The sequence below is a fragment of the Pseudoxanthomonas mexicana genome (assembly GCF_014397415.1).
Taxonomy (GTDB): Bacteria; Pseudomonadota; Gammaproteobacteria; order Xanthomonadales; family Xanthomonadaceae; genus Pseudoxanthomonas_A; species Pseudoxanthomonas_A mexicana.
The window spans coordinates 1,704,862-1,721,463 of the sequence record NZ_CP060731.1 but is presented as its reverse complement, the minus strand read 5'-3'; the positions used below and the strand labels follow the sequence as shown (position 1 = coordinate 1,721,463).

Sequence of the window (16,602 nt, the reverse complement as noted above, 5' to 3'; positions counted from 1 at the left end):
TCAGCGCGAGGCGCGCAGGGCCTTCTGTTCTTCCAGGGTCAGGGCGACGTTGTTGCGCAGGTAGGCCGGCTCCACGCGCTCGGGCGCGATGGCCTCGCCACGCTGCCAGGCCTCCACCGCCAGTCGCGCCAGATCGGCGGCGTGCGGCAGCGCCTGCGGGTCGATGCGGGCGAAGCGCGCGTGCAGCGCGGTCGCCAACGCCCCCTCGACCGCAGCGAATCCCGTGCCCATGCCGATCCAGCCGCTGGCATCGCCGGGCAGCCGATAGTCGGCCGGCGCGACGACGCTTTCGTCGGTCGTGGCCTGCAGGCCGTCGCCCTGGCGCACGAACGTGCCGGTATAGATCTCGCCCATCCGCGCATCGATCGCGGCAAGGATGGCGTGGGGCGCGCCGATATCGCAGCCGCCCTCGCCGGCCAGCGCAGCCGGCGGCGGCACCTGCGCGGCCAGCACCGCCAGCGTCGATACCGGCAACAGCGGCCGGTCCAGCGCCAGGGCGATGCCCTGCGCCAGCGCGATGGCCAGGCGGACCCCGGTGAAGGCGCCCGGACCGCGGCTGAGCGCCACCGCGTCGAGCTGGGAACGGGCGATGCCGGCCTCGGCCAGCAGCTGCCCGGCCCACGGCAACGCCAGCTCGGCATGGCGGCGCGGCGCGATCTCGAAGCGCTCCCGCACCTCGCCATCGACGTAGACGGCAACGGAGCAGGCTTCGGTGGCGGTTTCGAAGGCGAGCAGCTTCATGCGGGTCGGCAGGCAGTCATCGGTCAAGGATACCCGTGCGTGTCAGAAGCGTGCGTCGGCGAACCAGTCGTCGCCGGTTGGCCGTGGCGCGACGGCCTGGTCGTCGCTGATCGCGGCTCCGAAGAATCCCTGCACGTCCTGTACGCGCCGCGTACGCGCGAACGGCGGCAGCGAATCCAGGAAGATGCGCCCATAGGGCTTGCCGGTCAGGCGCGGATCGCACAGCACCAGCACGCCGCGGTCGGTCTCGCTGCGGATCAGCCGGCCCACCGCCTGCTTCAGCGCGATCACCGCCTGCGGCAGCTGTTCGTCGCGGAACGGATTTCCGCCGGCGCGACGCACCGCCTCCAGGCGCGCCTCGAACACCGGATCGTCCGGCGCGGCGAAGGGCAGCTTGTCCACCACCACCACGCTCAGCGCATCGCCGACCACGTCCACGCCCTCGCGGAAACTCGCCGCGCCCAGCAACACGCCGTTGCCCGATTCGCGGAATCGCTGCAGCAGGGTGCCGCGCGGCGCCTCACCCTGGACGAACAGCGGCCAGGGCCCGCCGCGCAGCGCCTCGGCGGCCTCGCGCAGCGCACGATGCGAAGCGAACAGCAGGAACGCCCTGCCCTGCGACGCCTCCAGCACCGGGCGCACGGTCGCGATCAGCGCCTGGCCGAAGCTGGGCGCGTTGGGGTCCGGCAGGCCGGCAGGCAGGTAGCACAACGCCTGATGCGGCCAGTCGAAGGGACTGGGCTGGAGCAGCGTCGGTGGGTCGTCCAGGCCCAGGCGGGTGGCGAAGTGGTCGAAGCGGCCGCCGACGGCGAGCGTGGCCGACGTGAAAACCCACGCCGCACGCGACTGCTCGCGGTGCTGGCGCAGTGGACCGGACACGTCCAATGGCGTGCGCTGGCAACGGAACGCGCGCGGCGTGAGTTCGTACCAGAGCACGTCGCCGACGTCGGTTTGCGGTGCCTCGTCATCGTCGAAGGCGCCCGCACCGGACGACGAGGCATGCCAGCGCGCCAGTCGCTTGGCGAACTCGGTGGCGCGCGCAGCGCAGGCTTCCAGGCCCAGTGACGCCTGCGCCAGCGGCGCCAGCGCGGCGGAGAGCTCGGCCAGCGCCTGATCGAGGGCGTCGAACCCAGCCGCCACCTCCGGGCGGGCCAGCAGGCGTTCGCGGGTGCCCCGTGCGGGCAGGCCTTCCATCGCCGCGCGGGCCTCGCGCAGCGCCTGCTCCAGCGCGCGCACCGGCGGCTGCAGCGCCGACAGCGCGCCGGCGACGTCCTTGCACTCGGCCAGGCAGTCGCGCGCCAGTTCCTGCAGCGGCCGCATGCCGAAGCCTTCGCCGAAGAAGTTCGCCGCCAGTTCGGGCAACTGGTGGGCCTCATCGATCACGAAGGCCTGCGCGCCCGGCAGGATCTCGCCGAAGCCCTCCTGCTTCAGCGCCAGGTCGGCCAGCAGCAGATGATGGTTCACCACCACGATGTCGGCCGCCTGCGCGCGCTGGCGCGCCTGCACCACGAAGCAGTCGTCCCAGAACGGGCATTCGCTGCCCAGGCAGTTGTCGATGGTGGACGTGACCAGCGGCAGCAGCGGCGAATCGTCCGGCAGCGATGCCAGTTCGGCCATGTCGCCGAACTGGGTGCGACCGCCCCATGCGACGATCCGCTGGAACTGGTCCACCTGCTCGCGGCTGGTGAAGGTGGTGCGCAGGGCCTGCGGATCGCCCTTGGCCTGGTTCACGCGGTAGCGGCACAGGTAGTTGCTGCGCCCCTTCAGCAGCGCGGATTTCAACCCGGCCACGCCCAGCGCGTCGCGCACGCGCGGCAGGTCGCGGTGGTACAGCTGGTCCTGCAGCGCGCGCGTGCCGGTGGAGATGATGGTCTTCAGGCCCGACAGCAGCGCCGGCACGAGGTAGGCGAACGTCTTGCCGGTGCCGGTGCCGGCCTCGGCCAGCAGCACCTCGCGCGCGTCGAACGCATCGGCGATCGCCGCCGTCAGGCGCTGCTGGGCGTCGCGGGGCGCGAAAGCGTCGAGTCGTTCCGCCAGCGCACCGCCCTCGCTGAGGGCATCGCGGCTGGCCTGGGCTAGCTGGGACATCGGGGAAACGTAAGGCGGCGTGCAACGACAAGGGTACCGCGTCGCCCTGCGGGCGGCATGCGGTTCACATGCGCTCGATGACCGGCACGGTGCACGCGTCGCGGCGGCTTTCCGCGTCAGTGATGGCGGCCTGCATCGTGGCCGCGCGTGCGGCGTGCTGGGCGGCGTCCTCCGGCGTGTGGCGCGCGGGCAGCGGCGCCTGCACGGCGAGCACGTGCTGGCGCACCTGACGCACGGTCTCCCAGTGCATCCTGCACAGCGGGCCCACCTGCGAGCCCAGCTGGAACGCACGCTGGGCCAGCGTATCCGCGCGTGCGTAGTCGCCCTGCAGGATGGCCACTTCGGCACGCTCCTGCAGCACGGCGGGATCCTCGGGCACCAGCAGCAGCGCCTGGTTCAGCGCGTCCCCGGCGGCCGCGGCATCGCCTGCGACGCGCGCCTGCTGCGCTCGCTCGCGCAGGTCCTCCACCTGCGGGTCGCGCAGCGGTTGCACGGCCAGTTCGCGGTCGTCGTCGCCGGCGGCGTCATGGATGGCCGCCACACGCTGGGCGGGGGTCATGGGGTCCTGCGGGGCGGGCGCTTCCGGCATCGGCGAGGACGCGCATCCAGCCAATGCCAGCAGGAACAGGGGAAAGGGGAACTTCATGATCACCGGGAGGGCGGGGGAGTCTCTTCAGGGGGCGGTGCCGGCTCTTCCTTGCGGTCCAGGCCGAACCAGCTGCGCCAGCCGCCACCGCTGTCGGCTTCCTCGCCCTCGATCAGTGGCTGCTCGACCACGCAGGCAGCGTAGGCCGGGGCGTGGCCGGAGACGAAGGGCAACTGACGCGCACCGGGACAGCCGGCATCGGTGCTGTTGGAACCCACTACCCACTGCCAGTCCAGGCCCTTGCCGGACACTTTCAACGGCGCACTGGGCAGGCGCGCGAACAGCCCCGACCAGACGCGCATGGCGCCGGTACCGCCGTAGAGTCCGGTCTGCTCGTTCTGGTCGTTGCCCATCCAGACCACGGCCAGATGGTCGCCGGTATAGCCCGCGTACCAGCTGTCGCGCCCGTCGTTGCTGGTGCCGGTCTTGCCGGCCGACTGCAGGCGTCCCAGTCCGTCGCCGATCAGCTGGCGGCCGGTGCCGCTGGACACCACCTGCTGCAGGGCGACCGTGATCAGGTTGGCGGCGATCGAATCGCCCTCCTGCGCCGGTGCCGGCGTCTTGTCGTAGCGCTTGAGCAGCCTGCCATCGGGGTCGAGTACGCCGCGCACGGCATGCAGCGGCTGGATCTCGCCACCGGAGGCGAGGAACTGGTACAGCTGCGCCATCGCGTACGGGCTCTGGTCGGTCGCACCCAGGATCAGCGCCGGGTTGGGTTCGGCCTGGATGCCGGCCAGCACGCGGATCAGCTGCGCCAGACGGTCCGGTTCGACCTGCATGCCCACGCGCACCGTGGCCTGGTTGTACGAGCGGGCCAGCGCATCGACCAGGCGCACGGTGCCGTGGCTGCGCCGGTCGGCATTGGCCGGCGTCCAGCGCTTGTTCTTGCCCAGCTGCACGGTCACCGGCGAATCGTCGACCCACGACGCCAGCGAGTACTGGTCGGGCTGCGCCAGCGCCAGCAGGTAGACGAACGGCTTGAGCAGCGAGCCGACCGGCCGCTGCGCTTCCACCGCGCGGTTGAAGCCCACCTCCGACACGTTGCGGCTGCCGACCACGGCCAGTACGTCACCGTCGTGCACGTCGGTCACCACCATGCCGGCCTGCAACGGCGGCCGGCGCTTGTTCTCCAGCGCCTTGATGGTGCGCGTGACCGACGCTTCGGCATACGCCTGCGCCGAGGGCGACATGCCGGTCAGGACCGTCAGCCCGGCGCCCTGCAGCGCGCTCTCGGGGTAGTCCCGCGCCAGCTGGCGGCGCACCAGATCCACGTAGGCCGGGAAGCGGTTCGCCGCGGCCATGCCCGGCGTCTTCGTCACGCCCAGCGGGGCCGCCAGCGCGCGCTTGTATTCTGCGTCGTCGATCAGGCCGGTCTCGTGCAGCTTGAGCAGGGCGTAGTCGCGACGCTCTTTCGCCCGTTCCGGGTTGCGGCGCGGGTCGTAGTACGACGGCCCCTTGACCATGCCGATCAGCAGGGCGACCTGCTCGGTGGTCAGGCTGTCGAGGTCGCGGCCGAACCAGAATTCCGAGCCCGCCGCCACGCCATGGATGGCCTGGCTGCCGCGCTGGCCCAGGTAGACCTGGTTGAAGTAGGCCTCCAGGATGGTGCGCTTGTCGTAGCGCGCCTCCAGGATCAACGCGAACAGGATCTCGTTGAACTTGCGGGTCGGCGTCTGCTCCTTGCCGATGCCGAGCAGACCGCTGCGGGCCAGCTGCTGGGTCAGCGTGCTGGCGCCCTGGCGGGTGTCGCCGCCGGATTTCACCAGCAGCCATGCCGCGCGCACCATGCCGGAGAGGTCCACGCCGTGGTGGTCCTTGAAGTCGCGGTCCTCCACCGCCTGCAGGCCGGTGACCAGCAACTCGGGCACTTCCTCCAGGCGCACCAGGCGGCGTTCTTCCTGCTTCTGCCCGTACAGCGTGGCGATGCGCGCCGGGTCCAGCCGCGCGGCCTTCAACGACTGCTTGCGGGCGACATCCCGGACGCTCGCCACGCGCCCGCCGGACAGGGTCACCTGGATGCGGCGCTGCGCCACGCGGCCGTCCACGTCGATGTAGCCGCGGCTGGAGATGGTGAAGCGGCCGCCTTCGCGCGCATACGTGCCCGGACTCTGGCCGGCACCGTCGTCGCGGTAGGAGGCGGCATCGAGTTCGGTCTTCAGCGTCTGCGCATCCATGGCCAGCCCGGGCGCCAGCTGCAGCGGGCGCGCGTACACGCGGGTGGGGATCTGCCAGCGCAGTTCGCCGAAACGCTCCGTGACCTGATGGTTCAGGTACAGCGTGTAGGGGATCAGGAACCCCAGGCCCAGGCCCACGGCCACCAGTCCCCAGCCGAACAGGCGCTGCCGCCAGACCGGTCGGCCCTCGTCACCGTCGTCGATGTCGTCTTCGTCCAGCGCTTCGTCGTCGTAGTCGTTGCGGGCCACAGGGGATGCGACAATGGGAATTCGGGCGAGTCTAGCGCAGCCGCCGAGGGTGCGCCCGGCCCGCTCCCCCTTCGCTCAGCTGGAGTTGCAACGGAATGTCGATGACGTGGGCCGACGTGCGCTTCATGCTGGAACGCGCGCGCGGCTTGATTCGTCGAGGCTTGGCCAGTGTGCGCACGCGAGGCCTGGCGGCGACCTGGGCGCGGGTGCGCCGGCAGTTCGCGCGGCATCCCAGGTTGCCGCCCGCGTCCCTGTACCGGCCGGCCGAGGCGCCCTTCGCTCCATTCGTTGTGCCCGCCAGCGACGCCCCCCGCGTCAGCATCATCGTTCCCGTCTACAACCAGGCATCGCACACCCTCGGCTGCCTGCGCGCGCTGGCCGAGCATCCGCCGTCGGTCGCCTGCGAGATCATCGTCGTCGACGACGGATCCAGCGACCAGACGCACGACTGGATGACGTCGATCGCGGGACTGCGTTACCACGTGCGCGCCGGCAACGGGGGTTTCATTGCCGCATGCAACGACGGTGCCGCGCTGGCGCGCGGCGAGTACCTGGTCTTCCTCAACAACGACACGTTCCCGCAGCCGGGCTGGCTCGACGCGCTGCTGCACACATTCGGCATATGGTCAGATGCGGGTCTGGTGGGCGCCCAGCTGGTCTACCCGGACGGCCGCCTGCAGGAAGCCGGCGGCGTGGTCTTCGACGACGGGTCGGCCTGGAACTACGGGCGCTTCGAATCGCCCGAGGATCCGCGCTACACCAGCGTGCGCGATGCGGACTATTGCTCCGGTGCCGCGATCATGGTGCCGACCGGGCTCTTCCGGGATATCGGCGGTTTCGACGTACGCTACGCGCCCGCGTACTACGAAGACACCGATCTCGCCTTCGCCGTCCGTGCGCGGGGCCTTCGGGTGCTCTACCAGCCGGCCGCGCGCGTAGTGCACCTGGAAGGCATCACGGCCGGCACGGACACCGGCAGCGGAATCAAGGCCTACCAGATCCGCAACCGCGGCCTGTTCGCACGCAAGTGGGCCGAGGCACTCGTCGGGCGGCCGGCAGCCGGCACGCTACCCTCCCCCTCGACGCTTGCGCGCGGCCGACGGCAGGTTCTGGTGGTCGATGCCGAGACGCCGCGCCCCCGGCATGATTCGGCGTCGTTGCGCATGGTCAACCTCATGCGCCTGCTGGTCGGCGAAGGCGCGCATGTGGTGTTCCTCCCGGCGGACCTGCGCGCCGCGGGGGAGGACACAGCGGCTCTCCGGCAACTCGGGGTGGAGAGCTGGCACGCTCCGTTCGCCGCCAGCGTCGCCTCGTGGATGCGCGCGCACGGGCACCGTTTCGACGTGGTGCTGCTGTCGCGCCACTACGTCGCCGCCGAGCTTCTTCCGCTCGTACGCCGGTTCGCGCCGCAGGCCCGCATCGTATTCGACACGGTCGACCTGCATTTCCTCCGCGAGAAACGCGGCGCGGACATCGCCGGCGACGACGCACTCCGCCGCAGCGCGGGGAAGACACGCGATCGCGAACTGGCGCTGATGCGCCAAGCGGACGCGACGCTGGTCGTCAGCCCCGTCGAACGCGACATGCTGGCCGCACTGCTGCCGGCGTCCGCCCGCGTGGAGGTACTGTCAAACCTGCACGAACTCGCCGGAAGCGGAGCACCTTTCGCGCAACGCAGGGACCTGGTCTTCGTGGGCGGCTTCCGCCATCCGCCGAATGCCGATGCAATGCTGTGGTTCGGCCGCGAGATCTTTCCCCGCATCCATGCGCGGCTGCCCGACGTGCGCCTCCACTGCATCGGCGCCGAGCCTCCCACCGAAGTCCGTGCGCTGCAGGAGATTCCCGGCATCACGGTACACGGACACGTGCCGGACCTCGCGCCTTACATGGACGGCGTGCGTGTGGCCATCGCGCCGCTGCGCTTCGGCGCCGGCGTCAAAGGCAAGGTGAACCTGAGCATGGCGCATGGGCAGCCCGTGGTGGCGACGCCGTGCGCAGTGGAAGGCATGCACCTGGTGGATGGCCACGATGTGCTCGTCGCGGAAGGTGCCGACGCCTTCGCCGATGCGGTTGTGCGCCTGTACGGCGACGCGTCGCTCTGGCACCGCCTGTCCACGAACGGTCGCGAGAACATCCGCAAACACTTCTCGCTGGATGCCGCGCGCAACGCGGTCCGGCGGATTTTCTTCTAGCGCGTCTGCGGTGCCTGCGCGAGCCGTACGCGCGCCTGGAAGTCGTCCATACCGGGCACGGCAGCATCGAGACGGCGCGCTTCCTCCAGCGCCTGCGCCGCAAACGCCACATCGCCCGCGCCCAGGCGCTCGCTGCCGACCGCGATCCACTTCTCCGCCAACCGTCGGCGCGCATCGGCAAGGCCCGCCTCGCGCGGCTGCAGCGTCTGCCAGGCCTGCAGGCAGGCCTGTGCGCGGCGGATGCGGTTGGCGCGCAGTTCGTCTTCATAGCAGTTGCGCACGGCAGGCAACAGGCGTGCGGCGGCCTGGCGCACGGCGAGGGCATCCGGTGCCAGCGCCTGGGCGGCGCGCAGGTTGTCGTACGCGCTCTCGCCGGGTGGCGTCAGCCAGTGACCCTTGGCTTCGGCGTCGGCCACGGCCGCGAGCAGGGTCTGCACACGCTGCGCGCGTTCGCGTGCCGGCATGCCCGTACCCGGGCGCCCACGCGCCTGTTCCGCGCGGGCGACGACCTGTTCCGCCTGGACGACGCGCGCAGACTGCGGAGCGAGCGTGCGCGCCCGTGCCAGTGCCTGCCGCGCCTGGTCGAAGCGGAAGTCCGCCGCGTGCCGCTCGGCACGCACCGCATGGGCCACGCCCACCTGCTCCAGTCCCTGGCGCGCGCCCGCGTCGTCGGGCGCGGCTGCCAGCACGTCGTCGTATGCCGCCTGCGCCGCCACCAGACGGCCACGCGCGAGATCGCGTGCAGCCGTCCGGCGACGCGCCTCCGGCGCGGTGGCGAGCGCGGCCTGGGCCTGCGGCAGGTCGACGTGCCCGGGATCGAAGGCCCGCGCCTGGCCGATCAGCGATGCGGCCGGCCCCAGTTCGTTGCGCTGCAGATGCCGGCCCGCCTCCTGCAGCAGGTCCGACAGCGCATCCTCGCGCCCCTCCAGTGCTTCCAGCCGGGTGGGCTGCAACGCCAACACGCGCTGGTACAACGGCAGCGCGGCGTCCGGACCGCCGACCAGGCGTCCCGCCTCGTGCGCACGCGCCGCCGCCTGCATCACGTTGTCCAGCCCGGCATGCTCGGCTTCGCGCGCGCGCAGGCGTGCGGCCAGCGCGTCGGCCTGAGCCTGCGGCACCTGCAGTTCGCGCGCCAGCGCAAGCCGTTCGCGCGCTTCGGCGAACCGGCTTTGCGCGAGCGCGGCGCCCGCCTGTCGCATCGCTTCCTGGCCTACCCGACGCAGTCCCATGGCCGCTTCGCTGCGGTCGGTATCCAGCGCCTGCGCCGCTTCGTAGAGTTGGCGCGCGCCACTGCCGTCGGCGGCATCGAGACGCCCGTCGGCCAGCGCGCGGGCCGCCTGGTCGAGCAGTGCCTGCACCCGCGTCTCGGGCCACAGCACGTCCGCCAGCGGACGGCGGAACACGACCAGCAGCACGACCAGCAGCAGAACGACCAGCAGGGCCCATCGCCAATACCGCCGGTCGCGCCAGGCGGGGACAGGATGATCACGCCGTGCGCGCGGGGCCGCGACGATGCGCGTCCGGTCGATGCGCGGTTCGATGCGGCGATCGCGGCCGGTGTCGGGGCGGTCTTCGCGGGTCACGCCCGCAGGATAACGGCTCAGCCTGAACGTCGCGCGTCTTCCACGCCCGGCAGCGCGTCCAGCTTGCCCAGCAGGGTCGAAAGCTGGCCGAAGTCGGCCACCTTCAGGCGCAGGCGCAGGTGTACGCGTCCGCTGGCACGGTTGCCCTGGCTGTTGATGTCCAGCACGTTGGCTTCTTCCTGGGCGATCAGCGTGGTGATGTCCTTCAGCAGCCATTTGCGGTCGAGCGCCGTGACCTGCACGTCGACCTCGTAGCCGCCGCCGGCCTGACCCCACTCCACCGGCAGCACGCGCTGCGGGCTGGCGGCGGCGAGCCGCGCGAACGAGGCGCAATCCGCGCGGTGCACGGTGACGCCGCGCACGCGCGTCAGATACCCGGCGATCGGTTCACCGGGTACCGGCTGGCAACAGCGCGCCAGCTGCACCAGCAGGTTGCCCACGCCCTGCACGGTGAACTTCGACTTGCCGGGTGCCGCGACCCTGCGTGGCGGACGCCGCACAGGCAGCGCAGCGGCGTCAGGTTCGGCCGCTGCCCGCTGCTCTTCATGCAGTGCGCGTCCGACCTGGTGCGGCCCCACATCGCCCAGCGCCACCTGGATGTAGAGATCGTCGATGCTGTCGGCGTGGAATTTCTTCGCCACGCCGGCCAGATCGGCCTGGTGCAGGCCCAGCCGCTTGAGCTCCTTCTCCAGCAGTTCGCGCCCAGCCTGCAGGTTGCGCGTGCGGTCCAGCTTGTGGAACCACGCCCGCACCTTGTCGCGGGAGCGCCCGCTGGCGAGGAAGCCGTTGGCCGGCAGCAGCCAGTCGCGGCGCGGCTCGGGTTCCTTCGAGGTCAGGATCTCGACGCGATCGCCGCTGCGCAACACGTGGTTGAGCGGCACGATGCGCCCATTGACCTTCGCCCCGCGCGTCCGGTGCCCGACCATGGTGTGCACGTGGTAGGCGAAATCGAGCACCGTGCCGCCGCGCGGCAGGTCCACCACTTCGCCCTTCGGCGTCAGCGCGTAGACGCGGTCCTCCACCAGCTCGGCATCCAGTTCGCCGGCCAGGGTGCCCTCGCCCGTCGCCTCGCCGCTGCCCTCAAGCAGGCGGCGCATCCAAGCGATCTTGCGGTCGAACGCATCGCCGCCGCCCTTGCCTTCCTTGTACTTCCAGTGCGCGGCCACGCCCAGTTCGGCCTGCGCATGCATCTCGTGCGTACGGATCTGCACTTCCAGCGTCCGTCCCTCGGGACCGACTACGGCCGTGTGCAGCGAGCGGTAGTCGTTGGCCTTGGGCCGGGCGATGTAGTCGTCGAACTCGCTGGGAATGGGCACCCACAGCGCATGCACCACGCCCAGCGCCGCATAGCACGCCGCCACGTCGTCCACCGCGATGCGCACTGCGCGCAGGTCGTAGAGTTCGTCGAAACCGACCTGCTTGCGCTGCATCTTCCGCCAGATGCTGTAGATGTGCTTCGGCCGGCCGCTGATCTCGGCGCGGATGCCGTGTTCGGCCAGGGCCTTCTGCAGGCTGGCGATCACCGCGGCGATGTAGCGCTCGCGCCCGGTGCGCTTCTCGTCCAGCTGGGTGGCGATCTGCTTGTAGACCTGAGGCTGCAGGTACCGGAATGCCAGGTCCTCCAACTCCCACTTGAGCTGCCAGATGCCCAGCCGGTTCGCCAGCGGCGCATGGATGTCGCGGGTGAGCCGCGCCAGCGCCTGGCGCTCGGGCTCGGGCAACGCGCCGGCCGCACGCATGCGGGCCAACTGGCGGGCCAGCAGAATCGTCACCACCCGCAGGTCGCGCACGATCGCCAGCAGCAACCGGCGCAGGCCTTCGGTATTGACGCTGCGCTCCTGCTCGGCGTGCAGGGCCCACACCTGGGCCGCGGCGGCCTGGCCTTCGCGCAGATCCGCCAGCGCGGCGGACATGCCGGTGCCGCTCCGCACCGCGGACTGCAGGGCCGGCACCGCGTACAGCAGCGCGGCCAGCATCACGTCGCCATCGGCGGACAGGGCCGCCAGCGTATCCAGCGTGTCTGCGGCCACGCCCACCGGATCAGGCATGCCGGCATCGGCGCCGTCCTGCGCGGCCGCTTCGGCGAGCGCATGCCGCAGCGGCGCCGGCAGCGCTTGCAGCGCAGGCCGTTGCAGCAGCGTGGCGATGTCGTGAACGGGGGGGACCATGGCAGGAAGGGACCGCGGCCAAGCGCCGCCGGAATGACTACACTACCGGCCAGTCGACCGCAGGAACAACCATGAAGATGAGCCGCTTGTTTCTATCCCTCGTGTTGCTGACCGCTCCGTTGGCCGCATTCGCCCAGGACGCATCGAACGATGCGCGGTTCGCCGACCTGCGCGCCTCGATGACGGCGGAGGAATTCAAGGCCGCCGGCCTGGACAAGCTGTCCGATGCCGAACTGTCGGCGCTCAGCGCATGGCTGACCCGCAAGGTCGGCGCCGAGACCGCGCGCGCAGTGGAACAGGTCCGCCAGGAGACGCAGACCGCGGTCGCCCAGGCCCAGGCCGATACGCGCAAGCAGGTCGAGCAGGAGAACCGCGGCTTCTTCGATTTCGGCTCGGACGAACCCATCAAGAGCACGCTGGCCGGCGAGTTCAGGGGATTCGCGAAAGGCAACCGCTATACGCTGGCCAACGGGCAGGTATGGGAGCAGATCGAAGCGGCCAGCCTGAGCGGCGTGCGCAAGACCAATCCCGCCGTGACCATCAAGCCCGGCCTGTTCAACAACTGGTTCTTCCGCATCGACGGCTACAACACACCGGCCAAGGTGCGACGCATCAAGTGACGCCCGCTCAGCCGCGCAGCGCCTGCAGGCGCTGCGCGAGCTTCTTCGGCGACACGCCCGCACGCGCGCCCAGCTCCTGGGCGAACATCGACACGCGCAGTTCCTCCAGGTCCCAGCGCAGGGCCTGCCAGTCCGCCGATCCGGCCACGCCGTCCTCCACCGCTTGCGCCAGCGCATCGGCGAAGGGCTTGATCTCCAGCATGCGGGCCTGGTCGCGGGCGGGGTGGCGCACCGCGCGCTCGGCGCGCAGGCGCATCGCCTTCACGTAGCGCGGCAGCTGCGCCAGCGCATCCGCCGGGGTTTCGCGCAGGAAGCCCGGATGCACCAGCGCTGCAAGTTGCGCGCGCAGGTCGTCGAGGTTGCCGCGTGCCCAGCCCATCAGCGGCGCTTCCAGCTGCGGCTTGAGGTCGGCGACGGCGGACAGGATGGCTTCGGCCAGCTTCAATCTTTCCATCGCTTCGCCGAACAGCCGTTTGCCTGCCTCGTCGCGCCGTCGCTCGAACGCGGCGCGGTCGCGGATCGCCTCCAACCCGTCCGCCAGCACCGCATTCATCGCCGCATCCACGATGTCGCCGCGCAGGCGCTCCTGCGATTCGATGGCCGCATATAGCAGGCCGGTCTTGGGCGAGACCGGCAGCTGCTTGCGGGCCTGTTTCACCTTGTCGGCCAGGGCGATCTCCAACAGGCGACGCACGCCGCGCGGGTGGGCCGCCTCGGCCTCGGCACGGTCGGCGAACACCTGCAAAGCCACCGTATCGCCCTCGTCGCGCAGGGCCGGATAGGCCGGCACGCCGGCTTCGCCCGGGACTTCGTGCGGGATGGCCTGCTGCGGAAAGTCGCGCAACCCGCTGGCCGCCATCGCGCGGCCGGCGCGTGCGGCGAAGGCCTGGCCGGCCTTCGCGCCGAAGCGCGCACGCAATGCGTCCAGGTCGCGCGACTCGGCCAGCACACGGCCCTCGCCACCGCCGCGAGGATCTTCGCGCAGGCGCAGATTCATGCGCAGGTGTGGCTCCAGCGCCGCTTCTTCGAAGTCCAGCGCGGTCACCGGCACCCCGGTCGCCTTCGAAAGAAAGCGCGCCAGTTCGCCGCGGATATCGTCGGCCGTCGGCTTCGGGAACGCCTCGAAGAACGCACGCGCGAAGTCGGGCGCGGGGACGTAGTTGCGCCGCATCGCCTTGGGCAGGCTGCGGATCAGGGCCGAGGCCTTGTCGGCGACGAATCCCGGCGCCAGCCACGACAAGCGCGCCGGATCGAGCGCATTGAGCAGGTGCAGCGGCACCTCCAGCGTGACGCCGTCATCGGCCGCGCCTGGCTCGAACCGGTAGTGCAGCGGCAGCCGCGCGTCGCCGAGCGGGAAGTATTTCGGGTAGCGGTCTTCTTCGCTGCCTTCGCCGGGCAGCAGGTCGGTCAGCGACCAGTGCAGCGCGCGACGCTTGTCTGCAGGCAGCGTTTTCCACCACGCGTCCAGACCCGCCGCGGAATGGAGGTCGGACGGTACGCGGTCCAGATACCAGCGCGCCTGCCAGTCCTCATCGGCGACCAGGCCGGCCCGACGCAGCTTCGCCTCTTCCTCGCGCGCCTGAGCGAGCGTTCTCAGGTTGTCGGCCACGAATCCGGCGCGTGTGTTGATTTCGCCGGTGACCAGGCCCTGCCGGACGAAGAGGTCGTGCGCCTCGCCCGGCGCGATGCGGCCGTAGTGGACCGGCTTTTTCGGCGCCAGCACCAGCCCGAACAGGCTGATCTGCTCGGAGGCCAGCACCTGGCCCTGCGCGCGCGACCAGTGCGGGTCGAAGTGCCTGCGCAGCAACAGGTGCGGCAGCTCGGCGATCACCCAGTCCGGTTCGATCGCCGCCAGGGTCATGCCCCACACCTTCTGGGTATCCAGCAGGTTGGCCGCCAGCAGCCACGGCGGCGGCCGCTTGGACAGCGGTGAGCCGGGGAACGGCAAGAAACGGCGTTGCCGCGGCGCCTGGAAATCGCCCTTCTCGGTGCGATGACCGATCTGCGTCGGGAGGCCGGCGATCAGTGCGCGGTGCAGGGTCTGGTAGGCGCTGGCGCGCACGCGCTCGCTGAAACCACCCCCGGCGGGTGCCTGGTCCTGCTGCGCGCGCACCGCTACCGGCGCGGCTTCGGTCTTCCCTTCGCGCGCCAACCTGGCGGCACGATGCAACTGCCCGCGGGTGGCCTTCACGGCCGCGGCATCATCGCGCGCGACCGGCGGCGCACGGCTGCCGTCCAACAGCGGCGCCATCGCGGCGTCGGCATCTTCTTCCTTCCAGCCCAGCTCCTCGCACAGCAGGCGCAGCTGGCGATGCAGCTCGCGCCATTCCCGCATGCGCAGGAAGCCCAGGAAATGGCGGCCGCACCAGTCGCGCAACTTCGACTGGGTCAGGTCCTCATGGGCCTGCCGATAGGCATCCCACAGGCGCAGCACGCCGACGAACTCGGAGCGGCCATCGGCGAACTGCGCGTGCGCGGTGTCGGCGGCGCCGCGCGCGTCGGCCGGTCGCTCGCGCGGATCCTGGATACCCAGGAACGACGCGATCACCAGCATCGGCCGCAGGCAGCCGGCGGCCTGCGCGGCCACCAGCATGCGGGCCAGTTTCACGTCCACCGGCAACCGTGCCATCTGCCTGCCGATCGCGGTCAGGCGGCGCTCGCCGTCGATCGCGCCCAGCTCGGCCAGCTGCTGCCAGCCATCGGCGATGGCGCGCTCGTCGGGCGCCTCCAGGAACGGAAAGTCCTCGATCCGGCCCAGGCCCAGCTGCAGCATGCGCAGGATCACCCCGGCCAGGCTGGAGCGGCGGATCTCCGGATCGGTGAACTCCGGGCGCGCCTGGAAATCGGCTTCGCCGTACAGGCGGTAGCAGATGCCCTCGGCCACGCGCCCGCAGCGGCCCTTGCGCTGGTTGGCGCTGGCCTGCGAGATGGGCTCGATATGCAGGCGGTCGAGCTTGTTGCGCGGGCTGTAGCGCTTGACGCGGGCGAAGCCCGGATCGACCACGTAGCGGATGCGCGGCACGGTCAGCGAGGTCTCGGCCACGTTGGTGGCCAGCACGATGCGCCGGCTAGGCCCCGGGTTGAACACGCGGTCCTGGTCCTGGTTGGACAGGCGCGCGTACAGCGGCAGCACCTCGGTATTGCGGTACTTGCGGCGCTCCAGCGCCTGGTGCGCGTCGCGGATCTCGCGCTCGCCGGGCAGGAAGACCAGCACATCGCCGCGTGCGTCCAGCCGGGTGATCTCGTCGACGGCGCCGACGATGGCCTCGTTGACGGTGCGTTCGCCTTCCTGTTCGCCCTCGCCTTCCAGCGCGCGGTAGCGCACCTCGACCGGATAGGTGCGGCCTTCCACGCTGATCACCGGCGCGTCGTCGAAATGCCTCGCGAAGCGTTCGGTATCGATGGTAGCCGAGGTGACGATGACCTTCAGGTCGCGGCGCTTGCGCAGCAGCTGTTTCAGGTAGCCCAGCAGGAAGTCGATGTTGAGGCTGCGCTCGTGCGCTTCGTCGACGATGATCGTGTCGTAGGCCGACAGCCAGCGGTCGCTGGCGATTTCCGCCAGCAGGATGCCGTCGGTCATGAACTTGACGTGGGTGTCCTCGCCCACCTGGTCGTTGAAGCGCACCTGGAAGCCCACGCCACGGCCCAGCTCGGTGTTCAGTTCCTCGGCCACGCGTCGCGCCACCGCGCGGGCGGCGATGCGCCGCGGCTGGGTGCAGCCGATCATGCCGGCCACGCCACGCCCGGCGGCCAGGCACAGCTTGGGCAGCTGGGTGGTCTTGCCCGATCCGGTTTCGCCGGCAATCACCACCACCTGGTGATTGCGGATCAGCTCGATGATGCGATCGCCCTCGCGCGCGATCGGCAGGGATGCATCCAGCGTCACCGCCGGCACTGTGGACAGACGGCGCTCGCGGGTGGCGATCGACGCGTTCAATGTCTGCTCGAAGGCCTGCCGCGCGCCGGCATCGGTCGGCTTGCCCTGCCAGCGCGACCACAGCCCGTGCAGGCGGCCGCGGTCGCGGCTCAGCGCGCGGTCGAGCGCGCGCCGGCCCTGTTCGAGGGCGGCGCGGTCGGGATGGGCGGGGGCAGGGTCACGGGGGATGTTCATTCTTCAGCAAGCGGTTGAAACTTTTCTCTC

The 16,602-nt window shown here is 70.9% G+C and carries 9 protein-coding genes; 2 read left to right on the top strand and 7 right to left on the bottom strand.

What is annotated here, in order from left to right; all coding sequences use genetic code 11:
• The 4 genes from tsaB to mrcB all read right to left on the bottom strand — a co-directional run bounded on the left by tsaB (position 1) and on the right by mrcB (position 5,868).
• Entirely contained in the window at positions 1-741 is a 741-nt protein-coding gene (tsaB, locus tag IAE60_RS07800) for a tRNA (adenosine(37)-N6)-threonylcarbamoyltransferase complex dimerization subunit type 1 TsaB (protein ID WP_187574448.1), read from the bottom strand.
• Between the two features lie 42 nt (positions 742-783).
• Complete coding sequence (gene yoaA / locus IAE60_RS07795; protein WP_187574447.1) at positions 784-2,829, bottom strand: DNA repair helicase YoaA; 2,046 nt, start codon at positions 2,827-2,829, stop codon at positions 784-786.
• A 64-nt stretch (positions 2,830-2,893) separates the two neighbouring features.
• Positions 2,894-3,475: a hypothetical protein gene (locus IAE60_RS07790; protein WP_187574446.1), complete on the bottom strand. Its 582-nt coding sequence runs from the start codon at positions 3,473-3,475 to the stop codon at positions 2,894-2,896.
• 2 nt (positions 3,476-3,477) lie between these two features.
• A complete protein-coding gene (gene mrcB / locus IAE60_RS07785; RefSeq protein ID WP_374502621.1) occupies positions 3,478-5,868 on the bottom strand; it encodes a penicillin-binding protein 1B in 2,391 nt (796 codons plus the stop codon).
• 125 nt (positions 5,869-5,993) lie between these two features.
• Here mrcB and IAE60_RS07780 point away from each other — a divergent pair, with 125 nt between their 5' ends.
• Positions 5,994-8,090: a glycosyltransferase gene (locus IAE60_RS07780; RefSeq protein ID WP_187574444.1), complete on the top strand. Its 2,097-nt coding sequence runs from the start codon at positions 5,994-5,996 to the stop codon at positions 8,088-8,090.
• On the opposite strand, the gene IAE60_RS07775 is transcribed toward IAE60_RS07780, so the two are convergent.
• On the bottom strand, positions 8,087-9,529 hold the full coding sequence (locus IAE60_RS07775; protein WP_187574699.1) for an ATP-binding protein: 1,443 nt from the start codon (positions 9,527-9,529) through the stop codon (positions 8,087-8,089). The genes IAE60_RS07780 and IAE60_RS07775 overlap by 4 nt on opposite strands.
• Positions 9,530-9,690: 161 nt before the next feature.
• On the bottom strand, positions 9,691-11,841 hold the full coding sequence (locus tag IAE60_RS07770) for a RelA/SpoT family protein (RefSeq protein ID WP_187574443.1): 2,151 nt from the start codon (positions 11,839-11,841) through the stop codon (positions 9,691-9,693).
• A gap of 71 nt (positions 11,842-11,912) precedes the next feature.
• Between IAE60_RS07770 and IAE60_RS07765 the strand changes: the two genes are divergently transcribed.
• Positions 11,913-12,461 (top strand): hypothetical protein, encoded by a 549-nt coding sequence (locus tag IAE60_RS07765; RefSeq protein ID WP_185895328.1) that lies wholly within the window; start codon positions 11,913-11,915, stop codon positions 12,459-12,461.
• A gap of 7 nt (positions 12,462-12,468) precedes the next feature.
• Here IAE60_RS07765 and hrpA read toward each other — a convergent pair whose 3' ends face one another.
• On the bottom strand, positions 12,469-16,572 hold the full coding sequence (gene hrpA / locus IAE60_RS07760) for an ATP-dependent RNA helicase HrpA (RefSeq protein ID WP_187574442.1): 4,104 nt from the start codon (positions 16,570-16,572) through the stop codon (positions 12,469-12,471).
• Positions 16,573-16,602 lie beyond the last annotated feature (30 nt).